At 43.2% G+C, this 25,987-nt stretch carries 15 protein-coding genes and 1 pseudogene; 5 read left to right on the top strand and 11 right to left on the bottom strand.

Annotated elements, in window-relative coordinates; genetic code table 11:
- Window positions 1–115: 115 nt before the first annotated feature.
- Together M1P97_RS16360 and M1P97_RS16365 are read right to left on the bottom strand one after the other, a co-directional pair.
- On the bottom strand, window positions 116–832 hold the full coding sequence (locus tag M1P97_RS16360; RefSeq protein WP_195372399.1) for an FKBP-type peptidyl-prolyl cis-trans isomerase: 717 nt from the start codon (window positions 830–832) through the stop codon (window positions 116–118).
- 13 nt (window positions 833–845) lie between these two features.
- The gene (locus tag M1P97_RS16365) at window positions 846–1,433 is read right to left on the bottom strand and encodes an FKBP-type peptidyl-prolyl cis-trans isomerase (RefSeq protein ID WP_129730337.1); all 588 of its coding nucleotides are present in this window, start codon (window positions 1,431–1,433) and stop codon (window positions 846–848) included.
- Window positions 1,434–2,224: 791 nt separating this feature from the next.
- Here M1P97_RS16365 and M1P97_RS16370 point away from each other — a divergent pair.
- Together M1P97_RS16370 and M1P97_RS16375 are read left to right on the top strand one after the other, a co-directional pair.
- Window positions 2,225–3,409 carry a glycoside hydrolase family 76 protein gene (locus M1P97_RS16370; protein WP_249389622.1) on the top strand — a complete coding sequence of 395 codons (1,185 nt, stop codon included), beginning with the start codon at window positions 2,225–2,227 and terminating at the stop codon, window positions 3,407–3,409.
- Window positions 3,410–3,435: 26 nt separating this feature from the next.
- Window positions 3,436–4,905 carry a glycoside hydrolase family 125 protein gene (locus tag M1P97_RS16375; protein WP_195372401.1) on the top strand — a complete coding sequence of 490 codons (1,470 nt, stop codon included), beginning with the start codon at window positions 3,436–3,438 and terminating at the stop codon, window positions 4,903–4,905.
- 388 nt (window positions 4,906–5,293) lie between these two features.
- Here the strand turns inward: M1P97_RS16375 and M1P97_RS16380 are convergent, their stop codons facing one another.
- On the bottom strand, window positions 5,294–5,752 hold the full coding sequence (locus M1P97_RS16380; RefSeq protein WP_249389623.1) for a hypothetical protein: 459 nt from the start codon (window positions 5,750–5,752) through the stop codon (window positions 5,294–5,296).
- A gap of 322 nt (window positions 5,753–6,074) precedes the next feature.
- Here M1P97_RS16380 and M1P97_RS16385 point away from each other — a divergent pair, with 322 nt between their 5' ends.
- A complete protein-coding gene (locus M1P97_RS16385; RefSeq protein ID WP_249389624.1) occupies window positions 6,075–6,776 on the top strand; it encodes an SIR2 family NAD-dependent protein deacylase in 702 nt (233 codons plus the stop codon).
- Window positions 6,777–6,919: 143 nt separating this feature from the next.
- Here the strand turns inward: M1P97_RS16385 and M1P97_RS16390 are convergent.
- From M1P97_RS16390 to M1P97_RS16420, 6 genes and pseudogenes are all read right to left on the bottom strand, one after another.
- Window positions 6,920–10,170: pseudogene (locus M1P97_RS16390) on the bottom strand (SUMF1/EgtB/PvdO family nonheme iron enzyme).
- Window positions 10,171–10,176: 6 nt separating this feature from the next.
- The gene (locus M1P97_RS16400) at window positions 10,177–13,062 is read right to left on the bottom strand and encodes a hypothetical protein (RefSeq protein ID WP_249389627.1); all 2,886 of its coding nucleotides are present in this window, start codon (window positions 13,060–13,062) and stop codon (window positions 10,177–10,179) included.
- Between the two features lie 91 nt (window positions 13,063–13,153).
- The gene (locus M1P97_RS16405) at window positions 13,154–13,714 is read right to left on the bottom strand and encodes an RNA polymerase sigma-70 factor (RefSeq protein WP_249389628.1); all 561 of its coding nucleotides are present in this window, start codon (window positions 13,712–13,714) and stop codon (window positions 13,154–13,156) included.
- Between the two features lie 364 nt (window positions 13,715–14,078).
- A complete protein-coding gene (locus tag M1P97_RS16410; RefSeq protein WP_195375531.1) occupies window positions 14,079–15,695 on the bottom strand; it encodes a RagB/SusD family nutrient uptake outer membrane protein in 1,617 nt (538 codons plus the stop codon).
- Window positions 15,696–15,709: 14 nt separating this feature from the next.
- Window positions 15,710–19,135, bottom strand: a complete 3,426-nt coding sequence (locus M1P97_RS16415) for a TonB-dependent receptor (protein ID WP_249389629.1) — start codon at window positions 19,133–19,135, stop codon at window positions 15,710–15,712.
- Between the two features lie 122 nt (window positions 19,136–19,257).
- Complete coding sequence (locus M1P97_RS16420) at window positions 19,258–20,256, bottom strand: FecR family protein (RefSeq protein WP_249389630.1); 999 nt, start codon at window positions 20,254–20,256, stop codon at window positions 19,258–19,260.
- A gap of 773 nt (window positions 20,257–21,029) precedes the next feature.
- Between M1P97_RS16420 and nhaC the strand changes: the two genes are divergently transcribed.
- The gene (nhaC, locus tag M1P97_RS16425) at window positions 21,030–22,496 is read left to right on the top strand and encodes a Na+/H+ antiporter NhaC (RefSeq protein ID WP_249389631.1); all 1,467 of its coding nucleotides are present in this window, start codon (window positions 21,030–21,032) and stop codon (window positions 22,494–22,496) included.
- Window positions 22,465–23,661, top strand: coding sequence for a dicarboxylate/amino acid:cation symporter (locus M1P97_RS16430; RefSeq protein WP_195375527.1), 1,197 nt, complete (start codon window positions 22,465–22,467; stop codon window positions 23,659–23,661). Before nhaC ends, M1P97_RS16430 begins: the two co-directional genes overlap by 32 nt.
- Window positions 23,662–23,670: 9 nt before the next feature.
- Here the strand turns inward: M1P97_RS16430 and M1P97_RS16435 are convergent, their stop codons facing one another.
- Window positions 23,671–24,198 carry a 3'-5' exonuclease gene (locus M1P97_RS16435; protein WP_195375526.1) on the bottom strand — a complete coding sequence of 176 codons (528 nt, stop codon included), beginning with the start codon at window positions 24,196–24,198 and terminating at the stop codon, window positions 23,671–23,673.
- 117 nt (window positions 24,199–24,315) lie between these two features.
- Window positions 24,316–25,983, bottom strand: coding sequence for an arylsulfatase (locus M1P97_RS16440; RefSeq protein ID WP_249389632.1), 1,668 nt, complete (start codon window positions 25,981–25,983; stop codon window positions 24,316–24,318).
- Window positions 25,984–25,987 lie beyond the last annotated feature (4 nt).

The following is a 25,987-nucleotide window of genomic DNA, read 5'->3' on the forward strand; positions in this document are numbered from 1 at the left end:
TAATTTTCAACATTCTATCATTCTGAAAGAAAAAAGTAGCAAATAAATAATAAAAGCGGGCAATTAATGCTTTTCAGCATAAATTACCCGCTCCCTTATCTACTAAAATGAGAAATTACTTTTTCTGATCGTCTTTAACGATATCCAGCAATTCCACTTCGAATTTCAATACGCTGTTCGGTTTGATACCACGAGTTCCGTGTTCGCCATAAGCAAGATCAGAAGGAACCCAGATCACATACTTAGAACCTACCGGCATGATCTGCAGGATTTCAGTCCATCCTTTGATCACCTGACCAACACCGAATACAGCAGGTTCGCCACGGTCAACAGAGCTATCGAACTTAGTTCCATCCAACAATGTTCCTGTATAATGTACTTTCACCTGATCTTCAGCTGTCGGTTTTGCACCTGTACCTTCTGTTTCAACCTTGTACTGCAAACCGCTTTCAGTAGTGATAACGCCTTCCTTAGCTTTGTTTTCAGCAAGGAACTTTTCACCTTCTTCTTTTGTCTTGTTTGCGTCACGAGCCTGAGCTTCTACGAAATAAGTATTAAGGTAAGTCTGAGCCTGTTCCGGAGTCATTTTCAATCCGGTAGAATCACCCTTCATAGCAGCTTCGAAACCTGCTAATAAAGCATCTACATTAGCAGGACCACCAGGCATACCATCCAGGTTCTGTTTGAACATGCTACCGTTAGCAACACCAATTGCATAGCTCGCGCTATCCACAGATGATTTCAGGTTCGCGCTCTTTTTTGAGTCACAAGAAGTGGCAGAAACGCCCAATGCTACAATAGCTGTAGCGGCTAAAACACTAATCTTTTTCATTTTTCTCTATAAATTATTTTACTATGTCCAATAATTCAACATCAAATACCAATGCACTGTTCGGTTCGATCGCTTCACCTGCACCATGTTCGCCATAAGCCAGGTCAGAAGGGATGAACAATCTCCATTTTGAGCCCACTTCCATCAGTTGCAGCGCTTCTACCCATCCCGGGATCACCTGCGATACACCGAATACAGCCGGTTCACCGCGCTGTACGGAGCTATCAAATACTGTTCCATTAATTAATGTACCGTGATAATGGCATTTCACCTGATCGGATGCGGTCGGTTTCGCACCGTTTCCTTTTTGAAGTACCTGATATTGTAATCCGCTGGGTAATGTAACAACACCCGCTTTACCTTTGTTGATGTTTAGAAACTCTTCTCCGGCTTTTTTGTTTACTTCGAATTTTTCTTTCTGTAGCTTCATGAAGTAATCGTTGATCACTTGCTTAGCTTCGTCATAACTGATTTCAGGAGTCTGATTACCCAAAACATCTTTCAATCCCTTTACAAAGTCTTCAACCTGAAGATCATTAATGCCTGAGTTCTGGAAATTATTTCCGATACTTAAGCCAAGTGCATAACTTACTTTATCCATTCTTTTTCGTTTTCAACTAATTACAAGCTACAAAAGTAATGCTTTTAAGTACACAAACGTCATCAGAAGGTACTTTTTTATTACTTTTGCATCTGTTATGGGAGAACGACTAATGGAATCTTCCACTAAATTGTGATTAATTAACTGATTTCCCCCCTTCTTCTTTCTTTCATCCCGATCAACTATTTTTGCAATGACTACTAGTAGTAAAGTAGTCAATAACAAAAAGTAATTTAGGAGGTGTTATTATGGGATCAGACTGACTGACAAAAATCGATAGTTGACAAGCAATGTTTGATATAATCATTCATTGCTTTTTTTATACACTAATATTAATTCTTATGCGTTTCCTTAAAAACAATCTATACACAATATTTAACAGCCAGGCAGGATTAGCTTCCATTATTTGGTTTTGCGATATTAGTCTTTAACAACCAAACAAATGCCATTATTGCATTATCATCCTTATGTTTTTCATTAGGAATATTACTTGCCAGCATATTATATGCATTACATTACTTCATCAAAAAAGAAAATGGAAACATTATGAATATTATTTAACTGACCCGGAAGTTGGATACTTTTATAGGCTACAATGGGAAAAATAAAGAGTTTCAAAACTGAGAGCGAACAGAGCTTGCCTTACAGCGTATTTTCGCCACTCAACCTTCACTTTTCACATCCGTCGAATTATTTGTCATTTATTCGATAAAGAGAGCCGAATTTCAAAACCGAACTAAAGAAAATATATTACATTTGCATTTTTCAATTTCAATTCAAATATATAGACCATGAGAATTAGACCAATTTTTAAATGTTGCCTGCTCGCAATATGTTTTTGTGCGTGCGCCAAGCAACCACAACCCCATGCGAACAGGGATGTGATTATCGCAGACTCGCTACTGACCAACATTCTGACAAAGTATAATGTCGAAAAGTATGGTCTTCTTTCTGAGACCTACCCGGTTAACCCTGAAAACCAAGTCACTTACCTTGCTGAAGGAAGCGAACAGAAAAAGGATCAGGAAGTATCTTTCCTTTGGCCCTACTCCGGTATGTTGTCGGGATGTATCGCACTGTATGATGCAACCGGTGATAACAAATACCTGGAAATATTGGAAAAACGTATCATCCCGGGATTGGATTTATACTGGGATAACACCCGCAACCCGCATTGCTATCAAAGCTATCCTATGTTCAACGGCGAAAGCGACCGTTTCTATGATGACAATGATTGGCTGGCAATCGACTTCTGCGATCTGTATGCACTCACCAACGACCAGCAGTATCTACTGAAAGCAAAAGAGTTGCACGAATATATTTATAGCGGCTGGGATGATGTATTGGATGGCGGTATCTACTGGTGCGAACAGAAAAAAGTATCCAAAAACACCTGTTCGAATGCACCGGCTGCCGTTTTATGCATGAAACTGTACAACCTGACGAAAGAACAAAAATACCTGGACCAGGCCATAAAAACCTACAACTGGACAAAGACAAACTTATGCGACCCTGCCGACTCGGTTTATTGGGACAACATAAGCCTCGATAAGACAATCGGCAAAGCAAAGTTCACCTACAACAGCGGGCAGATGATACAGGCCGGTGTACTGCTTTATCAAACAACTTCGGATGAAACATTCCTCCAAGATGCACAAAATACTGCGAAGGGTGCTTACAAGCATTTTTTGAATAAACGTACTGGAATTGATGGAAAAGATGCTTATTTTTACCCCGCAAATCCGTGGTTCAATGTAATTTTGCTGCGTGGCCTTCTCGCATTGGCAGAGGTCGACAACAATTACGAGTATGTGAATACCATGGCTGATAATGCCCGTTATGCGTGGCAAAATACACGTGACGAGAACGGTTTCCTGGGGAATGATTGGGCGGGAACCAAGAATAAGAAGTTCAAATGGTTGCTGGACAACGCCTGCATGATTGAACTTTTTGCTGAGATCAATAATATTCAATAATCATAAAACAAAAACGTAAACTCATCATGACTACACGTAGAAACTTCCTGAAATCCGGGAGCCTTTCACTGGCAGGCCTGCTGGTCGGACAAAAATCGTTTGCCCACATAGCAGAGTCAGCTGCTACAGGTTCGCCGGTTATTTCTGAGACTTCGCAGTACACATGTCTGCGTCCGGCACTGGAGAAGCGTCACTTTTCTTCGCCAGCCGTAGAACAGGCAATCAAAACAACTAAAGCAAAACTAAAAGACCCGAAACTGGCCTGGATGTTCGAAAACTGTTTCCCGAACACACTGGATACCACCTGCGAACATAAGATGGTGAACGGTAAACCCGACACTTTCGTCCTGACAGGCGACATCCACGCGATGTGGTTGCGTGACTCGTCAGCACAGGTTTTCCCACACATCAAATTCGCCAATGAAGATCCGAAAGTAAAAACCATGCTGGCCGGTGTAATCAACCGTCAGACCTGGTGCATTAACATCGATCCGTATGCCAACGGCTTCAACGAAGGCCCGACAGGCAGCGAATGGGAAAGCGACCGTACGGAGATGAAGAAAGAGCTCCACGAACGTAAGTGGGAGATCGACTCACTTTGTTACCCGATCCGCCTGGCTTATCACTTCTGGAAAAAAACGGGCGACACCTCTCCTTTCGATGCAGACTGGGACAAAGCAATGAAATCTGTCTATAAAACTTTCATCGAACAACAACGTAAAGACAGCCTCGGCCCTTACCGTTTCTCCCGTAAGACCGACCGTCAGGGCGATACCTTGCTGAATGATGGTTACGGTAGCCCGGTACGTCCGGTAGGCCTGATCGTTTCGTCTTTCCGTCCTTCGGATGACGCGACCCTGTTCGGCTTCCTGATCCCGTCGAATATGTTTGCCGTAACTTCCCTGCGCCAGCTGGCCGAGATGATGCGCGACATCAAAAAGGATAACGATTTTGCCCGCCAGTGTGATTCATTGGCTGACGAAGTGGCTGCCGCCATCGAAAAATACGGAATCGTCGAGCATCCTGAATTCGGTAAAGTATATGCATTCGAAGCAGATGGTTTCTACAATCATGTTTTCATGGACGATGCCAATGTTCCGAGTTTGCTGGCAATGCCTTACTTGGGATGTGTCGATGTAAACGACCCTGTATATCAGAACACACGCAAACTGGTACTTAGCGAATTAAACCCTTACTTCTTCAAAGGTAAGGCCGGTGAAGGTATCGGCGGACCGCATATCGGCTTCGACTTTATCTGGCCGATGAGTATCATCATGCGATGCAACACGACCAGCGATCCGGAAGAAATACGCCACTGCGTTAAAATGCTGCGCGATACCGATGGAGAAACCGGTTTCATGCACGAATCGTTCCACAAAGACGATCCAAAGAACTTTACCCGCTCCTGGTTTGCCTGGGTCAATACCCTGTTCGGAGAAATGATTTATCGCCTGGTACAGGAAGGAAAGACAGATATCCTGAATAATCTGGGATAACAGAGTAATTATAGTTATCCAACAAAATGTTTGGACAATTTATCTGTCATCTGCAATATACCGATATAATATACTGCATAACAATCTGATACGCTATTGCAGACTCCTCTTTTGTCTGCAATAGCGTCTGTCATCTGTCATAGTTTGACTGCAAGAGAAAGAAACTATCACCATCCCTCAGTCTCATTAGAACAAGACCTATGACAAACTAACTGTTAACTCCCCGGTTTGTAAAACTACCCTGTACAGGATAATCCACCAAGGTGTACACCTTGTCCTGTTACCCGGTACACCCTACGCAGTTACCCTGTACACCGTGGCAGCAAAGAGTCCTAACTTTCCGATTAGTTTATAGGGAGAAATAAATTACTTTCCCGGCTCCTGCCACTCAGTTAGTCTTATTTCCCATTTGCTTTAAAAGGTATTCTACATTAATAAAATGTCGGGTATATTCCGCGTGCATCTTTCTTGCAACCGAACAGCTGGATGCCATCCGGGCAAGAAATTGTAAATGCCTCCCCAGAGAAGTATTCATTTCTAATCGCTGCATTTTGGGGATACTGTCCTGTACGGAATAAACGCCGCAGGCCATTTGTATCTCCAACAATCCTTCGTCCCAGGAGTGTTGCGTATATTTACATAAAAATCCGAGGTTTCTCTTCAGGTCTTTACTAAGTATATTCAATATTTCAAAATCGGAGCGTTTAGGAGAACATGCGCCCGGATTGACCAGACGGGCCAGTTTGAGGTAAAAATCTTTTAGTTCTTCTTCAGAAAAAGGAGAGGGGTTTCCACTTAACCTTTGCAGGTCTTCACTTTGCTGGGCAGTTAAAAATTCTGTGTCCATGCCTATTAATATTAGATGTGAAGGCGAAGATTTTCTGAATATAAGAGCGGTTCCGCCTGTCCCGTTGCATTTCCCACCCAGGCAGAGTAGATGCATTAACATTCTACACGGGGGTACGGAACCGCCATATAGAATGATCGTAAGCGGACATAAAAATGCCCGCCACGGAAATTGGCAGGTATCCCCGCCTGAGATATAGGAAATGCACAGCAAATGTACGATAATAATTAAAGGTTGCAACAAAAAACACTTCAAAATTTATAGGAAGATACATTTAGCTACATTCTTTTCTATCTTTGTAAAATTAAACAACAATAGCCTTATGAAAAAGAAATTAGTCGTACTGACCGGCGCCGGCATGAGTGCCGAAAGCGGTATTTCGACCTTTCGTGACTCCGATGGTCTCTGGGAAAAATACCGGGTGGAAGATGTGGCAACTCCCGAAGGCTTTGCCTCCAACCCCGAACTGGTACTCGACTTCTATAACCAGCGACGCAGGGAATTGCTTAACACCAAGCCCAATGCGGGACATATCGGACTGGCTGAACTGGAAAAGGATTTCGATGTGCACATCATCACACAAAATATCGATAACCTGCACGAACAGGCAGGAAGCAGCAACGTGCTCCATCTTCACGGAGAGTTGATGAAATCCTGTTCCGTACGGGATCTCAACACGACCTACGATATTTCCCCCGAACATCCGGACATCCACCTCGGTGACAAAGATCCGCATGGTAATCAGCTACGTCCTTTTATCGTATGGTTTGGTGAAGCCGTTCCGATGATCGACCCGGCTATCCGCCTGGTGGAGTCATGTGACCTGTTTGTGGTGATCGGCACTTCCCTCAATGTTTATCCGGCAGCGGGACTACTGAATTATGTTCGTCGCGGCCAACCAATCTACCTCATCGACCCGAAAGAAGTAAATACTTACCGGAACGATATCCACTTCATCAAAGCCGGTGCATCGGAAGGTGTTAAGCAACTGGCAATAATACTAAAAGGCAATAATGACGTTTAACCGTAAGTTCGTTATCTTTGTACTGGATAATCGCATTAATATGGGATACAAGAAGAAATCCCGAGTCTCTACGTTATTTACTTTAAAGAAAAGATGTTGTATTCATAAAAATACAACATCTTTTCTTTTATATTAAATCATTCTCAGTCTTCAATAATCAGACGAAGACCTACATTATTGACACGTTGCCAGGGTAAATATACACGGCGTGCAGTGGCCGTTGCATCCTTCGGACGGTCTACCCAAGATCCTCCACGGGCAACCACTTTTCTGGTATTGGTTGTCGCCTGAGCCTTATCGCTGTAAGGATAAGGTGCATACAACGAACGAGTCCATTCTTGTAGGTTTCCGTGCATGTTGATCAATCCAAATGGGTTCGGTTTGTAATTATACTCATCCGTCGGGATCATCAGACCGTCGTTGACTGTATCAACTTTCGGCATGTAATTGTAATACGGGAACCAAGGATTATCTTTCGTCATCGGCTGTGGATCGATACCTGTTACGGCCATCTTTTCCAACTGGACATCGGCCAGATTCTCATAAGGGCCAAAGTTTGCATCCATCGCTCCATACCAGAAAGGTTGGTCGCTACCGCCACGGCATGCCCACTCCCACTGAACTTCGGTTGGAAGTGTCACCTTCAATCCAGTTTTTTCAGAAAGCATATTGCAATACGCCATGGCTTCTTCGTAACTTACACGGATAACCGGTTGGTTAGGCTTGTTTGCCGGATAGCCGGGAGTGGTATGATCTTTCCAATGCTGGGCGTAGATGCGGCTATCGTGATCCGGAACCAAAGCGTTATACTGTGCGTTGGTCAACTCTTTTTCTGTCATCCAGAAACCATGTTTTACTTCTGTTTTGAACTCAGGTGCCTGATCCGGATATCCCTTGTTCGTTCCCATCACAAACTTACCTGCCGGAACACGAACAAAAACGATCTTTACACCGTCGGCCACTTCTATCTCTTTCCGGAGGCTTTTTTCTTTTGCCAGCATTTGTCGAATATCCTCAGCCGTCAGCGGCCAACCTTTCATCTTCACATCTTTATGTGTAACAGGAGTTGCCTTTTCCGGCATTTCCGGACGAATTTCACCTTTGCCTTTCAGATAAGAAGCATAGTCTGCCAACTCTTTACGCCAATCCACACCGGCATTGTTAGCATATTTATTAGCCAATTCGATACGGCGTTCATACTGGTCATATCCATCCAACGGGTCAGCGTCGAACTCACCGCGTCCCGAAGCATTCATATCGATCCACATAACGAGGTGATCCCACTCATTATCGGTCAGTTTCACATTATAATGGCCGCGTTCCAACATACGGACAATTTCACTAGTCGAAGCATGATATTCATACGAACTCATTACATACATATCAGCCTCCGGTCCCTGACGGTTCACATAGGGATGGAATGCCAGGTAACTCTTCTGGAAATAACGCGTACCGCTCCAATCGGTAATACCAACGGAAGTCGTATCTTTAAAATTCGGACGTCCGGCTTTACTACCATCGTGACAAGCTACACAGGCACGGTCGAGTATCGGCTGAATCTCATACTTAAATGCATACGAACGGATACCTCCTTCGGCTATCTTCAGTTCGTGCGGCTTACGGGTAGACGCTGCGACCCTCTTCGGCACAGGGATCGTGTTCTGGTCTTCATGACAACCGACGCATGAAACGACTTCACCCGGCATACCGGTCAGCCAGCTACGCATCCATTGTACGGCACGCCCATCTGCATCGAGCGGTTGAAGAGAGACAGGCGTATTAGCCGGGATCTTAAAGATAGCAGAGCCGTCTTCTTCCACCGGGACAGTTCCCAACAGACGCTTAATGTCCCATCCTGCCTGAATACCATGATTATAGTGGTCTGATAATGTTCTGCGATAAGCATATTCATAGGCATAGACACGGAACGATTTGATCTCTCCGCGTGGCACACCCCGCAATCCTTCCCCTTCATAAATATCCTGGATAAACACCGTCGCTTCCTTTTCATTCGGTTTGATACGGTCAGGGATAGCCGGAGGAACCGGCGTACTCTTTACCGGAACAGAATAAATCATACCGGCATCATCGGCATTGGCTACCAATGTCAGGTTATCATAAATATCTACCAGATAAACTCCCCAGCGACTATACGGAGACAGCTTGGCTGTTACCAGGAATGTTTCATCTGTCAGCGGATACGGTTTGATAAACTGGGGCCATACACCGTTCACCAACTCATCCTTTATTTCCGGAATGATCGGACGACCACGGAAAGGCAATTCCTGGATCATGCCTTTTTCTTCTTTACGGCTTTTTGCCGGATCGAAGATCATCAGACGGCCGGAACGTGCCACCCCATGATGTCCGGAGATAACACCGACAAAACGGTTTGTGTGTTTCGGTAGCGGCTGTACATCAAAAATGCTGTTCGGGAACATAGAACCGCTGCCATACAGCGATTTCTGTTCCGTTCCGTCCGGGTTCATATGCATAACGATACGGGAGAAATAGTGTGTCAGGTCGGTATATTCCCAACGGACATACATTACTTTTCCGTTTGCCATTACTACCGGATGCCAGTTTGCATCCTGGTCGAATGTCAGACGACGCAGGTAACCGAATCCAAAGCAGTAAACATCACCCTTTGCCCGTCCCAGTTCAACACCAAATCGGTAACGGAAGAACCGTCCACTGCCGGTTCATAAAGTACCTTTCCACTCAGGTCGCCACTTTTCAGGCCTGACAACTCGATCAGTTGTGCTTTAAAGTTGTTGCGACTGGCAGAACTCAGATTCGACCAGTTATTCGGCTGAATACCGAGGCTTCCGGCTCCTACATAATTTGCTCTTCCGGTCAGATCAAATTTGACTGTCAACACTTTATCCACATTCACATCCGGGCTCATCACCATCAACTTGCGTTTCAATGTCAATGCTTTGTTGGCATTGTCGATAGCCTGCTGATTACAGGTATATATCCCGTCGAAACCTCCGGCAAGCAACGATTTCAATTCACCGAAACGTTTATCTGCCAGTACAGCATCAAAACCGGAACTTTTTTTCATGATACCCAAAGCTTCCTGGATAGCCTCCGGCTTCATCCATTCCAGTTCCGCCTGTATCTCCAAAACAGAAAGCAAACGGGTAGCCAGTTTTTTATAGGCTTCCATCCGTTTGGAAGGTGTCGACAGGGAGGCAGCCTTATCGAGTTCTGTCTGAAAATAAGAGTCGTTCTTCAACTCTTTCATCATTTCAACCAGCCCTTTTTGCGTCCTGTCCAGCTGCTCGGAGGTAACTTCCTCTTTTGTCTCACAACTAGGTTGTGCGGATAATATCCCTCCACTCAATAAGCTGAAGGTCAAACATCCTGTAATCAATAATTTTTTCCACATAGATGATTATTTTTTAGTAACAAATTCGTCCATCGTTTTCCCATCCAGATACTCTTCATCCTGCGAAGTATATAAACCATCCATAATGTAGTTTACCTGCGGGAATGCTGCCAGTATCCTACGGATGATCGCTATTTGACCGGATTTATATATCGGAGTATTGGTGTTCCATAATTGATCGTGAATATCTTTTTCCGGAGCGGAAATAAGAATATCTTTAATATCCATCTGTTTCAGACGAGCGAGATCTGCATCCAGACCGGCCTCATCATTCAATAATAACGACAATGCAGGTACCAGTGTAAAATTCGGACGGTTCACTTCTTCTACCAGTTTCTGCAAACCTTCTATCGTATCGGGAGTGCGGGAAACAGATTGCCTTAATAACAAACGGATATTTTTCCTTGCTGCATAATCGGATAAAACCTGGAAAGATTCCTTCAGGGAATCATAGAACTGTTCCATCGTGTAATTATTCTCTATGGTACGCTGGGTAGATATCAATAATTCATCGGCACCAAGTATCTCCATCTTATCGATAACGCCTTTCATAACCTCCATACTTTTCCGGTAGAAAGGAGGGTCATTATTTACAATCCTCAAATCAGGATACAGGTTCAGTCCGGAAGTCAGGTCGACTGTCATTTTCAGTTTCTGCCGTCCCAGCCAGCCGGCTTCGTGCTTCAGGACTTCTTTTTCTTTGTTATGCAAATAACGCCAGTCAATCACAACGCGGTCATAATGTTCGAAGAAGGTAGGACGTGAAAGGATTTCTTCCTTTACATCGAGGATATTACGCAGAACAAGTGCCCGTCCGGTGGTATTCGGAACCGGTGTACTTTCCGGCATGACCGTCACATCCGCATCCTTATTCAGGTGGACACAGAAAATACGGACATTTCCACCGGCTATCGTATTGGAGGTGTTCTTTCCAAACGATGTATTCAACATGACTTTCGGAGTATAACCTATTGCTTTCATTTCCGAACAATCAGTCGGTAATTCTTTGATGGATACGATCTTTCCTGTTTTTGTTCCGATCGAGAATTTTTTTGGTTCCCAAGACTCATTGGAGATCAAGACCGTGTATTCACCGTTCCCTCTCGAACAGGTAACAAGGCTTAATTCCGGATTTGTTTCAAACAGTTGCATAGAAGCAAAAATATCTTCCATCAATGCTTTCGTATGGTTAAGTATCGGGTACGGCTTGTCCAATGGCTTTTCTTCCATCACTTTTACAGGTAATTCACATTGCGACTGTTCTGTAACTCCATAAGGAGAGGCGATAACAGTAACTTTCCCTTTTCCGGCATTCAGTTCGACAGCAGCCGGTAGTTCGTTGCTCTTTTGCAGTACTGTTGCCGATACGGGATAGATCAACTCGGCCAATGAATAAGGAGCACGCTCTGTTAATGCCTGTCCTTTATATGTTACCGGAGCGGTACATACCGTAGTTTTTTCTCCGGAACGGATACCGGCTATACCGTCCGGCATATTCTTCAAAGAACCGGCAGTAATAACCAGATGGCCGCCTTCACTGACATAAGCATTCAGTTTGTCGTTAATTTCTTTACCCGCCCGCAGTTCGTCGGCAATAACCAATACCGGATATTGTTTCAATATCCATAAAGGAGCATCGCTCATCAGGCAATCGGCAATATCGCCATAAGGATTCGGCGTAATAAAACCTCTTTCATCCTTATAATAAGAAGCATCCTGATAACCCGGGTACAAAATATCGAGCATTGCATCCGTCAGGTAATCCGGCAACTCATAAGGAAGATTTCCCCATACTTTATAAGCTTGCCTGGAATATAAATGGCGCGGGAAGGACCAACCGGAAAAGAAATCGGTCATCAATGCAACCGGGGTGTACATTATCCCCGGATCGCCATACTTATCAACCCATTTAACCGCACTCTGCTGTATTTTGCCGATCGGACTCAACTCTTTATCGTCGACCCGCATAGAACCTTCAAAGCCGACAGCTACACAGTCATACATCAGATGGGTATAGATCAATCGTTTCAACAGCCCTAAGGAAGTTCCTTTCAATGGGCCTCCACTTCCATAATCTTCATCTATATTGGTAGCATTCGAATCGTATGTCTTATATCCCCAACGGTTCCATACAGAAGCATTTCCGAACCAGTTAACGCCATATTGTTTACCGGCTCCACGGATAAACGAATAATATATCTGCGAATTAGGCAATCCCTGGGCAGTCTCGGCACCGATCAGGGTATAGACACCTTCCTTCAGGAAATAATGCCCGAAGTTCAGAGAAACAAGCGTTGCCATTTTATTTCCCAACTGGTCACCCATTTCCTGGAAATGACGTTGGAAATTAAAGTATTGCTGTTTCCGGTCTGCTCCCAAAGGATACATCCGGGGAGCGAAGCTACCGACATAACGCCCATCCTGCTCGCCATTATCCATTCCCAGCCAACGGTCTCCTAACTCCGATTCAAAAAGGTTAAGTACACCATCTGGAATGACAAACTGCGTCCAGTATCCCCCTGGGCCTGAACCGGGTATATATCCCCAAAGGTCGAACAGATAAAGATTTCTTTTCTTTATCTCGGATACCACATCTTTCAGGTTATCCTGAAAAACCAACGGATAGGAAACCCACAGGATATCTCCGAGTTTGTCTTTGACCACCCATTGATCGAGCTTTCGTTTATAATCGCCGGAAAGGTCACGGAGAGCTATAAACTGGATTTTGTCGTTAAAGAAAGAGGCATCCGGCGATTTCACATGATGACGCAAATAATCGGGATGAAGAGATGGAGTCATTTGATAAGGATACAATTTGACACTATTCTGTGCAAACGATCGGTCAGGATACAGTAATCCCAACAAAACAATAAGTATAAGAATCTTTTTCATAAGTATTTATTATTGTTGTTGCGTTAACAAGCTGACAACTGATAAGCCGATCATTTCTTATCGCAACAAAGATGCATTTATATTTTGAAACTTAATCAAGAGAGGCCGACAAATACTCCCTTAAAGCCAGCCGAAGTCGTGCCAACGCCTTCTTCTGATATAATTTTACAGCATTGACAGAGATACCCATTTCTTCTGAGATCTCCGCATAAGTTAGATTTTTATATCGACTGAGTTCAAAAACTCTTTTATATTGGGGTGGTAATTCTTTAACCGCTTTGTTTACTCGCTCTATCAGTTCTTTAGAGAGTACGTAATCGAGCGGGGATTCATCCAACGAAAAAAGAGCATTCTTCTCCGTTACATTATCCAATTCGATATGCTCCGGTTGATTTTGACGGAGATAAGATAAACATGCATTATGAACAGCTCTGATCAAGTAAGCTCTAATCGAAGTCGTAATAACCACAGTTTCCCTGTTCTCCCATAACCATCGGAAAACGTCCCCTACCAACTCTTCTATGATATGTTTTTCTACAATATATGAACGTGCTTCATAACAAAGAACGACATAATATTTTCGAAACAAATTCTCGAAAGTTTTATAGCCTCCTTGCTGTAACTCGGCAAATTCATTAAAAACATCTTTCATATCCTTAATAAAGCATTATCACCGTAAACGCATAACTTTCTAGAAAACAGCATATATGAGCATCCTTAAAAAGTACATTAATAATGAAATGACTAGTTAAAACGTTCCTTTTTTTTAGTCATCATTTTTTCGAGATTGTATTATTATTTTTACGAATTGAAATGCAAGCTATATTGCGGATTATTAGTACTTTTATGAAAATATTGAGATTCTCGCAAAAGTCATAAGGAATGACTAAAAAAAAGGAACGTTTTTTCTAGTCAGTAAGATCGATAGATATTATCCTATTAATCAGCAAAAAGCCCGGGATATTAAGCAAATTCACTATCCCGGGCATTCCTTTCTTTTTAATTCAAATTTTCAATTAATTATAAGCAGGATCCTGAACAAGAACTCCACCAGCTTTATCTATTTCACCTTGTGGCAATGGCCAGAAGTAAAATTCAGGTTTAAATACTGATTTCGTCTGATACATCGGGTCTACCATATCGTTCACTTTGGGTAAAGTTTTCCATTGTTTCATATGGAAATAACGTAATCCTTCAAAAGCTGTTTCGACACGCCATTCATGACGAACACGTTCACGCATCTGGTCTTTTGTTAAACCGGCAGGCAAAGGTGGCATTTTTGAACGATCTCTTACCTGGTTGATAGCGCTATAAACTTTCTCAGTCGGACCATTGGCCTCATTCTCTGCCTCTGCGATCATCAACAAGACATGTGCATAACGAACCAGAACGACATCCGGATCGGTATTCGTATCATAACCGGGAGAGGTCTTTGATGGCTGGATCAGTTTCATTATACTAAATCCGGAAGGACTGTTGGATGCTGTAACTTCATCAGGGAAATCATCTTTTTCCGGAAAGTTAAGAACACCCGAATGGGCAATCGTCTGAGCTAAACGAGGATCACGGTTCTGGAACAACTTTTCACGTTCAGCCTTTTGTTTTTCTTTCAATGAACCATCGCTGGTATTGATCAACGACTCGTCAACCGGCACTGTTAATGGAGATTTACCCCACTCCAAACCATCCGTACATTCATATTCATCTACCAGATTACGCATAACAATATTCGTTGCCCATGCTCCGAAGTACAAGTCTATATCATTATTCCTGTTCGGAGATAAATATCTGACAGAGAAAATAATTTCCGGGCTAGCCAGCTGTTTTGACGAAACAAAATTATCACGGAAATTATCGGCCAGACTGTATCCTTTGATACTTTCCAGCAAAGGAACGACTTCCTTCATTTTTGCCGGATCTGCATTTCCATTATCATCATAGGCATTCATTATCATCAAACGAGCCTTAAGAACTTTTATGGCGGCAGGAGTAATACGCCCCGAAACCTTTCCATCCGAATAAGGAAGATCTGGTAATTCACTAATCGCCTCATCGAAATCTTTTGTTATCTGAGCATAAATATCGGCACGTGAAGCCTTCGGCAAATACATATTATCAGTCGTTAGAAGTTCTGTTACCAAAGGGACTTCTTTATAACACTGGTACAACCAATAATAATAATATCCTCTCAAAGCTTTGCATTGTCCAAGTATAAATTGACGATCCTCAGTAGACATATCAGGACCTTTATAGCCCTCCAATTGCTCCATTACCTGATGTACACGTCCTATTCCTTTATAGCATATTTTATAGACATCAGAAACAAAGCCATCAGAGAAAGGAGTAATGTCTCCCTGAGCCATTGTCTTGGTTTTACCATAAGTCGTTTCATCATGCTGACATAAAGAGTTATCGGTCAAGTTGTCAAAACAAGCCTGAATTTCACCCAAAGACTGCGGCCATTCATAAACGACAGAGTAGCAAGCAGCAAGGCCATATTCAAATTCTGCTTTCGATTGCCAGAAAATAGATTGTGATGGTGATGAAGGAGGATCTTTTTGCAAAAAATCTTCACATGCAGTCGTTCCCAACAACAATAAGGCGGCTAATGATATATTTATTAATCGTTTCATATTTTCTATCCATATTAAAATTCAACATTCAAACCAAATGATACAATCCGGTTTTGCGGATATTGAGCAGCACGTCCGTCACCACTATCGCTATTACTGCGTTCCGGATCCAATCCATCGAACTTCGTGAAAGTAACCAGATTGTCGGCAGAGAAATAAACTCTCAGTCTGGACATATTGATCTTATCTGTAAACTGTTTAGGAATCGTATATCCAACAGTCAGGTTTTTCAGACGGAAATAAGAGGCATCACGGAGGAAATAGGTATTATCGCGTGTATTCTTTCCACCACCCAAATTATCCCAATACAGTTTCGGATGCTTCGCACCATTCGGATTTTCAGGAGTCCACATACCAGCCAGATAGTCACGGGTAGGAGCTGAACCCTGTCTGAAAGGTACTACTCCCCAGTCTGTGATATAATATTTCTTATCGGCAACACCCTGTCCCAACAGAGAAATATCAAAACCTTTCCATGAAGCACTTGCATTTACAGAATATTCAAAGCCGGGGAAACGACCATCCATAGCCACACGGTCATTGTTGTCAATCTTACCATTACCGTCTACATCGCGATATTTCAAGTCACCGGGTTTTGTATCGTCAGTAAACTGTTTCGGCGAATCCTTTACTTCGTTTTCATCAGCAAATACTCCGATACACTCCAGCATATAATATTGTCCATAAGGTAAGCCTTCCTGAAGAATGCCATGATTCTTATATTCTACATCACCAAAATCGATCAATTTATTACGTGAACGATCTACATAGAAACCGACATTATATTCAAGTCCTTTGAATATTCCACTCTGGATTACATCATTCCAGTTTACAGCCAATTCAATACCTTTATTTTCCAAAGTACCATTGTTTACAGTCGGAGCATCTAATCCTAACAGATAAGAGACCTGTGAGCCGCGAAGAATATCCTTAGTCACTTTATTATACCAGTCGAATGTTACATTCAAACGATGTAAAAACTGAAAATCAGCACCTATATCAGTAATAGTAGTAGTTTCCCATTTGATATTCTGATTAGCATACACCTTCTGGGAATAAGCCAACGATTCATTCTTTTTATCGAATGGATAAGCATCGACACCTGCAATCATTGCCTGATACGGATAATAACCGATGTTCTGGTTACCCAGCTGTCCCCATGAACCTCTGACCTTGGCATTTGACAACCAGGAAAGATCTGCATTTTTAATAAATTCCTCTTCCGTTAAACGCCAGCCTAAAGAGAATGACGGAAATAATCCCCAGCGACCATCTTTTGCAATTCTGGAAGAACCATCATAACGGGCATTTACTTCAGCCAGATAACGGTCTTTATAGTTGTAATTGATACGTGCAAAGCCTGACATCAAGGCCCATTCACGTTCACTTCCTTTATCCGAATCACCACCATTGGTCATACCGGTTTTACCGCCGGCATCCAGAGTCGGTAAATCGAACGGATAATCACGACGATACGCCTTAATAGACTGATATTTCTCATCTTCCTGGCTGTAACCTGCCATTACTGAAAAGCTATGATCTTTATTCGGAGAGGTATAATCATACTTCAAATAAGTATACAAGTTGGTATAGAACAAACGTTCGTCTTCTTCTTCCAGACCGATACCGCCTTTATCCAACTGACCTTTTTCCTCACCGGTATGGTACATATAAAGAGGTTCAGGTTTTCCTCTCCAGTCTTTCCATTTATTGGAATACAGACGGGCCGCCCCTTTTGTATACCAGGTAAGTCCCTTGTATAACTTGATCTCAGCCCAAATCTGAGCATTGATATCAAAATCCAGATTAGGTTTGTTTGTTCCGGTCCCTATGATACCCGGCATGTTCTTATTATGCGATTCATAATCATAAGCCGAATTTGTCCATCTTGTAACACCAGAACCATCATCCGGCAACCAAGGCATATAAGTCGGGGCCTGGGACAAGGTAGACAACAATGCATCATCCTGGCTTTGCCGTGTTTGCATTTTATTTCCATGCATCATGCTGGCATAAGTACCCACACGCATCCAACTAGTCACCTGAGAAGTCAGGTCGATAGTCATGTTATATTTTCTATAATTAAAACCACGCAATGTACCTTCTTGGTTGACATAGTTCAACGACACATTATAGGTAGACTTTTCAGAAGATCCGGCCAGCGATAAGTTATGATTCTGCACCAATGCCGGATTAAACATGTAATCGATCCAGTCGAAGCTCGGATATTGAGGATCCGCTCCATTCGATGCACGATATTTATCAATTTCTTCCTGCGGATATTTATCTCCTAAACCGGAGTTTGTTTTAGCCAAATTTGCCAATTCCATATACTCGGCGGAATTAGTGACAAGGTCAAACATTCGTGTCGGTGTATGAATACCTAAATTGCCGTGATAAGCAATCTTGGTTTTCTGATCGCCGGCACCCTGTTTGGTCGTTACCAAGATAACGCCGTTTGCGGCACGAGCCCCATAAATAGAGGCAGATGCGGCATCTTTCAATACGGAAACAGATTCAATGACACTAGGATCGAGACTGTTTAAATCTCCAGGTACGCCATTGATCAAAATCAACGGGTCGGAACCTGCAGAAGAGAATGTACCCTGACCACGAACACGGATCGACACACTCTCACTACCGGGCTGTCCTAATCCCTGTGTTACACGCACACCCGGGATCTGTCCCTGAAGCATCGTGCTCGGGTTCACTACCGGACGTTTGGTCATTTCTTCACCGCTAACAGCAGCAACTGCTCCGGTCAGGTTCAATTTCTTCTGTGTACCGAAACCTACCACCACTACTTCATCCAGGGCTTGTGAGTCCTCTTTCATTATAACAGACAAGATAGATTTATTTCCTACCGCAATATCTTGTTCAATATATCCGATATAAGAAACCTGTAAAGTTGCTCCTGTCGGAACATCCAGTTCGAACTTACCGTCCACATCTGTCACAGTACCGATCGTCGTCCCCCTGACAACCACATTCGCACCGATGATCGGTTCGTTGTTCGGATCAAGAATCGTTCCTGTAACCTTCTTTGTCTGCTGTTGCACACCTGCAACAGGTCCAGTTTGCCCTACGCGGGTAATTACAATATGGCGATCGTTAATTTCATAACGAACGTTCCGTCCGTTAAACAATACAGCCAATACTTCATTGATAGATTTGTTGTCCATTGAAACGGACACCTTTTCATCCAGATTCAGATCTTTAACATCCAGACTGAATGAAAATTCACTTTGGCTCTTGATGGATTCAATAGCCTCACGGATCGTGGCATTCTTGAGATTTAAGGAAAGCATATGTTCAGCCGCATACGTACTTGCACTCAATGTAAGCGTTCCGGCAACAAGAAATACACCGGCCAGATTAGCCAGGCGTCCTGCTCTTGTAGCCAATAAGTCCTGAACAGATTTTCTAAATGTTTTTTTCATACTTCACTTGTTTAAGATTTAACTTTTAAAATACTCGACAAATAATGGCTGTTTTCTACTTTTTCAGCCAACGGTTACATTTACTTTTCTTTCATTCACATTTGCTTTAAATTAGACCTATGTTATTTATAAATTCTGATCAACTCCGGTTTCACCTCAAACCTGAATTTATTACCGGAGGACAATATCTCCAACACCTTTTCAACGGTTACATTTTCCTGAAAATCAGAATAATAAACAATCTTTTTCAGAGATTCGTTTTCTATCCGAATAGGTATATCATACTGGCGTTTCAATTCTTTCGTAATATCTTCCAGAGAAACTCTTTCAAATGTCATTGCTCCATTACGCCAGTTTTCAATATGGCTGGCATCCACTGAATCCACATGCATTGTCAAGTCTGCCTTCTTGAAAATAAAACGTTGGTTGGGTTTCAACACAACTGGTGCGGCATCGGTCGGAAAATCTCCGACTTTCACCGCACCCTCTTTGAGGGTTACTTTCACCTCTGAGTCTTCTTCATAGGATTTTAGATTGAATTTAGTACCGAGAACCTTCACGGTTAATTTCCCGGTATTCACCAAAAAGGGTAATTCCTTATTTTTGCTTACTTCAAAATAGCCTTCACCCGACAATTGCACATTTCTTGATTCCTTTGCAAAGTTCGAGTCATACTTCACCTTACTCCCGGCATTCAGCCAAACAACAGACCCGTCAGGAAATGTAATTTTAGATTTTGCTCCGTCCGGAACTTCTACGACATATTCTTTATATTCGTTAATCGCCTCCGACGCAGTTCTTTCTGATTGCCATAAAAAGAACAACGAAGAAATCCCACATAATAAAATGATGATTACAGCAACCGATACTCTCAACGCACGGCGATAAAAATCGATCCGGTTCGCCGGTTTGGATTCATTTTTAAACTTGCCGATCGCTTTTTCTACATCAAATCCATCTGCATTCGACAAAATGCCCGTCGCTTTCCATACAGCTACCGTATTATGAAAATATTCTTTATTCTCCGGATCAGCTTTCACCCATTGCCGCAAAGCAGCATGACCTTCAGCATCCAGAGATCCATTCAGAAAAGATTGTATATAATTATCTATTTGATCCATTTCTTCCAATTAAATAGCAGGAATTTCCCCCACTCATTAATAAAGGCGCAGAAAAGAAAAGAGCGGGTATATGGGGAAGTCATTTTTTTTAGAAATCGTAATCGGATAAGAATTACACAAAAAACAAAAAGATCACAAAGCACGAAAAATAAAAACATTATGAAGAATTACAAGGCAAATTAGTAACAAGCATATTCGTTTCAATTGTGCATCCGGACAAAAAATAATCACATTAATTAACACATTCATCGTTTAAAGCCTTTTCAAATAACCATTACTATTTTTTTGAACTTCGTTTAAACCGAGATTTTCTCCGTTTTAAACGGAGTGAAGGTTTGTTTTAAACGAAACAAATGGCAATTGCAGTCGAGATTTCGGGAAATCACAGCGTTTTTTCGTTAAAAAGAGCTGTTGTAAAACATTTATTTTTTACAGAAGCTATCAAAAACAGGCAGACAACAATTTATCGTATGAACAGTTATACACACCATTCCTATTCAAATTGAATCTTTATACGACAAATCATTCTTATTCATCCGGTTTATTGACCTCCTTTAAGTCAATATGACAATCGCGAACTCCTCTACAACCCCGGTAATCCGGGCAATCCCGTACCAAACCCCATAGAGAACAACCTCGGATAGGATAAAATAACATTTTGACAATTTTATTTATTTGTATGATTTACTATTCGGAAAATGAAATCTGGAATATCAATACATACATTATTTTTCCGTATTTTTGTAGGCAAAATTTATAAGCACGTATTTATAATGGATCATACTCCCACTAAGATACCCTCACCTTTACTTTCTCTGGTACCCATACTTGTATTGGTTTCACTTCTGTTTGTCACTATCCGCACCTTCGGCAGTGATGCCCTGAGCGGAGGCAGCCAGGTTGTTCTACTTACCGCTACAGCAGTTTGCTGCCTGATCGCGATGGGCTACAGCAAAGTACGGTGGAAGTCGATCGAACTAGCCATGATCAATAATATATCAGGTGTTGCTACAGCACTGATTATACTACTGATTATCGGTGCCCTATCCGGAAGTTGGATGATAAGCGGAGTTGTACCGACACTGATCTATTACGGAATGCAGATTATTCATCCCAGCTTCTTCCTTACCTCCACTTGCATTATCTGTGCTGTCGTATCTGTCATGACCGGTAGTTCATGGACCACTATTGCGACAATTGGAATTGCATTGCTGGGGATTGGACAAGCACAAGGATTTGATGATGGTTGGATTGCCGGAGCCATCGTTTCCGGAGCCTATTTCGGAGATAAAATATCTCCGCTTTCAGACACGACAATCCTGGCTTCGTCGGTAACCGACACTCCCTTGTTCAAGCATATCAAATACATGATGATTACAACAGTCCCTTCCATACTGATCACACTCATCATCTTCACGGTAGCCGGTCTTACTCATGAAGCGGCTGCAACTGATCAGATAGCCATGTATTCGGCATCCCTGAAAGAGACTTTCGATATTTCCCTGTGGCTATTAATTGTTCCGGTCATCACAGGAATACTAATAGCCAAGCGAGTTCCGTCAATCATCACATTATTTTTGTCAACTACATTGGCCGGTATATTTGCCTTGATATTTCAGCCGCATCTGTTGCAGGAAATATCAGGTTTACCAATACTGGACATGCAATCGCAATTTAAAGGATTGATCATGACCTTCTACGGAAGTACGCAAATACAAACAGGAAATCCCGAACTGAACGATCTGGTATCCACCCGGGGGATGAGCGGAATGATGAACACGATCTGGTTAATCATCTGTGCCATGTGTTTCGGGGGAGCCATGACTGCCAGCGGCATGCTGGGAAGTATTACCTCGGTATTCATCCGTTTTATGAAACGTACCGTAGGACTGGTTGCATCGACTGTCGGGTCGGGTCTGTTCCTTAATATCTGTACTGCCGACCAATACATCTCGATTATCCTTACAGGAAATATGTTCAAAGATATTTATCAAAAGAAGGGATATGAAAGTCGTCTGTTAAGCCGGACCACGGAAGACTCGGTAACGGTGACTTCCGTCCTTATCCCGTGGAATACTTGCGGTATGACGCAGGCTACCATTCTGGGTGTAGCCACTCTTACATATTTACCTTATTGTTTCTTTAATCTAATCAGCCCGTTGATGAGCATCACGGTTGCCGCCATCGGGTATAAAATCAAACGGATAAATGAAAAAACTGAAAGTATCGCTACTGACTAAAGTAGTTATCGCCATCGCTGCCGGTGTGTTGTTCGGTCAGTTTCTGCCGAATGGTATCGCACGTATCTTTGTAACTTTCAACTCGTTGTTCGGAAACTTCCTTTCATTCTCCATCCCGCTTATCATTCTGGGACTGGTGACACCAGCCATAGGAGACCTGGGGAAAGGGGCCGGTAAACTATTGGCCATTACGGCACTGATAGCATATGGCTCGACGATATTCTCAGGATTCTTTACGTTCTTCAGTAGTTCGGCGATCTTCCCGCATATCTTACCGGTCAATACGGAACTTACAGCAATGGAAAATCCGGAAGATTTTATGCTGACTCCTTATTTCACAGTAGGTATGCCACCTTTAATGGATGTAATGACAGCCTTGCTACTATCGTTTACGATCGGGCTGGGACTTTCTTATATCAACGGGAATGTATTACGGGAAGGATTCAACGATTTCCAGAAGATCATCATTAAATTAATCGAAGCCGTTATTATTCCGTTACTTCCCTTACATATCTTCGGAATCTTTCTGAATATGACAGTCAGCGGACAGGTAATGAGTATTATAGCCATGTTCCTGAAAGTGATCATCGTGATATTCGTACTGCATGTGTTGCTTTTGATTATTCAGTTCACGATTGCGGGAAGTATCAGCGGAAAAAATCCATTTCGGTTATTAAGAAACATGCTGCCGGCTTATGCTACTGCATTAGGGACACAATCGTCGGCTGCCACCATTCCGGTGACACTGGCTCAGACTGTCAAGAACGGTGTCAGGGAGACAATCGCTATTTTTGTTATCCCATTATGTGCAACCATTCACCTTTCCGGTAGCACGATGAAGATTACGGCCTGCGCGATGGCTATCATGTATATGGCCGGAGAGCCGGTAACGTTTGCCGGTTTAGCCGGATTCATTATGATGCTGGGTATTACGATGGTTGCCGCTCCGGGAGTCCCAGGGGGAGCTATTATGGCAGCACTCGGATTATTGCAGAGCATGCTGGGGTTCAACGAGACTTTACAGGCTTTAATGATCGCCCTCTATATCGCAATGGATAGTTTCGGTACGGCCTGCAACGTAACAGGCGACGGCGCAATTGCAGTTGTGGTCGATAAGATTGCCGGGAAACAGCAGACTGTAACCGTAGAGGAGATCACCGAATAAGGCTGCCGGTTATAATAATTCCTGTAAGGTTTCTACTCCTTTCTCACGCATCATAGTGACTGCAATATGGGCACAGGCATACGCGTCCGCCATTGCATGGTGGTGGTTTCTAAGGTCATACCCACAATAAGCTGCCACCGTGTGCAGCTGATGATTCACCAAGAACGGATACATCTTACGCGACAAACGGCAGGTACAGTAGAACTGATATTTCGGATAAGCCAGTTCGTATGTTTGGTGTACGGCTTTCAAGCATCCTTCATCGAAAGGACTGTTATGGGCTACCAGGGGTAAGTCGGCTATTTTAGGTGCGATCTTTGCCCATACTTCTTCAAAGTCGGGGGCATCATTCGTATCGGCCGGCGTAAGTCCGTGTACGGCAGTAGTCCACTGTGTATAGTAATTCGGATAAGGGCGGATCAGGCTGTATACCTGATCGATGATCTTATTATCCTCGACAATAGCCACCCCGACACTGCAAACACTGCAGCGTTTTCCATTGGCAGTTTCAAAATCAATTGCGGCGAAGCGTTCCATGTTATGTGTTTTTATGTTCCGCACAAAGATATAAAAACTCCCGGTGATGTAGGAGCTTATGCTTCCTAATACAACCGGGAGTTTTTCTAATTTACATATATTGAAAAACGTAATATATTATTTCGGACGGGGAACGACCATATAGTCTTTCTCCCATTCCTCATACCGGGCTACCATCTCTTTTACCTTTTCAGGATACTGATCGGCTAGGTTATGCATCTCACTGCGATCTTCATTTAAGTTATAAAGCTCCCAGTCCTTTTTATTGTTCGCCCATACGATCTTCCAGCCGGAGATATCGATCAGGGCTTTCTCGTTGAAATGCTCAAAGCATAATTCGTCATGTCCCTGGCGGGTCCCCGTTTTAAAGATCGGATCCAGACTTTTGCCGGCCAATGGAATGATTTTATTTCCATTGTATTCCGTCGGATAGTCGGTACCCGATATATCAAGGCAGGTTGCCATTATATCCATCACATGTCCCATCTGGGTATTAACCGTTCCTTGGGGTTGCTTAATTCCTTCAGGCCAGTGAGCGATCATCGGAGTACAAATACCACCTTCATACGATTTCGCTTTCCAGAAACGGAACGGCGTATTGGCGGTATTCGCCCATCTGGCACCCACAGAGGCATAACTCGTTTCCGGGCCGGGCATTATCTCTTTCTCTTTCGGATAAACGATCTTACGGCCATCGCGCGTTTCAGCAGGACGGTCATTCTCTCCTTCCGAGTAATTCTGGCAGTCTTCATTACTACAACCGTTGTCCGACATAAAGAGGATCAGGGTATTATCTAACTGGCCGTTCTTCTTTAGCGTCTCTATCACACGACCGATCTCCTGGTCCATACGGTCTACCATAGCTGCATGAACGGCCATCGCACGGGCATCCCATTCCTTGGTCGGGTTCTCGTCCCATGAGTCGGTAAACTGTCGCGGAGAAAGGAAATCATCGGCATCACCGAACAACTTCATCTCCTTCATTCGTTGGTAGCGGGCTTCGCGGATAGCCTGCCAACCGTCTTTATAAGTATCTTTATACTTTTCTATATCTTCCGGTAGTGCATGCAACGGCCAATGCGGACAATGGAAAGCCAGATACATGAAGAACGGCTTATCCGTTTTTGCATATTTATTTACATAGGCGACGGCTGTATCGGCCAATGCGATCGTGCTGTAGTAATCTTCCGGGACAGTGTTCACAGGCTTGTCACCGCTGACCAGGCTGAACGGGTCGAAGTAATCCACCACTCCGTAGATCGTACCATAACAATCCTGGAAGCCACGGTTGATCGGGTAGTTTTCCTTCGGGGTAAACTCATCGTGTTGTACCTGGTGTGCCAGCCACTGACGCTGATCAGGGCGTAAAGGTGTTTCGGCAATATGCCATTTGCCTACCCAGGCTGTCTGATAACCGTTCTCTTTCAGAGCCTCGGCAATAGTAACCCCGTTGTGTGTCATAGTTCCTCGGTAACCCGGTTGATGATCGTCGAAGGTCATACGCCCGATACCTGCCTGGTGTTGGTAGAGCCCCGTCAACAACGATGCACGGGTAGGACAACTACGGCTTGTATTATAAAAATGAGTGAAGCGAAGACCTTCCTCGGCCAACTTATCCAGGTTGGGAGTATGGATTTCACCACCATAACATCCCAGGTCGGAGAATCCCATATCATCCGCCAGGATCACAAGGATATTCGGACGGGTGTCCTGTCGGGCAGACAGACTGGGAGCCAATGTCGCTATTGCTCCCAGATAGCCCAATTTCAATATAATTTTATTCATACGA

The sequence above is a fragment of the Parabacteroides leei genome, from assembly GCF_023369805.1.
Classification (GTDB): domain Bacteria; phylum Bacteroidota; class Bacteroidia; order Bacteroidales; family Tannerellaceae; genus Parabacteroides; species Parabacteroides leei.

Excerpts from the sequence above, each read along its gene's own strand:
- M1P97_RS16385 (WP_249389624.1), top strand. The coding sequence starts at position 6,075 with ATGAAAAAGAAATTAGTCGTACTGACCGGCGCCGGCATGAGTGCCGAA.
- M1P97_RS16415 (WP_249389629.1), bottom strand. The coding sequence starts at position 19,135 with ATGAAAAAAACATTTAGAAAATCTGTTCAGGACTTATTGGCTACAAGA.
- M1P97_RS16370 (WP_249389622.1), top strand. The coding sequence starts at position 2,225 with ATGAGAATTAGACCAATTTTTAAATGTTGCCTGCTCGCAATATGTTTT.
- nhaC (WP_249389631.1), top strand. The coding sequence starts at position 21,030 with ATGGATCATACTCCCACTAAGATACCCTCACCTTTACTTTCTCTGGTA.
- M1P97_RS16430 (WP_195375527.1), top strand. The coding sequence starts at position 22,465 with ATGAAAAAACTGAAAGTATCGCTACTGACTAAAGTAGTTATCGCCATC.
- M1P97_RS16405 (WP_249389628.1), bottom strand. The coding sequence starts at position 13,714 with ATGAAAGATGTTTTTAATGAATTTGCCGAGTTACAGCAAGGAGGCTAT.
- M1P97_RS16440 (WP_249389632.1), bottom strand. The coding sequence starts at position 25,983 with ATGAATAAAATTATATTGAAATTGGGCTATCTGGGAGCAATAGCGACA.
- M1P97_RS16410 (WP_195375531.1), bottom strand. The coding sequence starts at position 15,695 with ATGAAACGATTAATAAATATATCATTAGCCGCCTTATTGTTGTTGGGA.
- M1P97_RS16365 (WP_129730337.1), bottom strand. The coding sequence starts at position 1,433 with ATGGATAAAGTAAGTTATGCACTTGGCTTAAGTATCGGAAATAATTTC.
- M1P97_RS16375 (WP_195372401.1), top strand. The coding sequence starts at position 3,436 with ATGACTACACGTAGAAACTTCCTGAAATCCGGGAGCCTTTCACTGGCA.
- M1P97_RS16435 (WP_195375526.1), bottom strand. The coding sequence starts at position 24,198 with ATGGAACGCTTCGCCGCAATTGATTTTGAAACTGCCAATGGAAAACGC.
- M1P97_RS16380 (WP_249389623.1), bottom strand. The coding sequence starts at position 5,752 with ATGGACACAGAATTTTTAACTGCCCAGCAAAGTGAAGACCTGCAAAGG.
- M1P97_RS16420 (WP_249389630.1), bottom strand. The coding sequence starts at position 20,256 with ATGGATCAAATAGATAATTATATACAATCTTTTCTGAATGGATCTCTG.
- M1P97_RS16360 (WP_195372399.1), bottom strand. The coding sequence starts at position 832 with ATGAAAAAGATTAGTGTTTTAGCCGCTACAGCTATTGTAGCATTGGGC.
- M1P97_RS16400 (WP_249389627.1), bottom strand. The coding sequence starts at position 13,062 with ATGAAAAAGATTCTTATACTTATTGTTTTGTTGGGATTACTGTATCCT.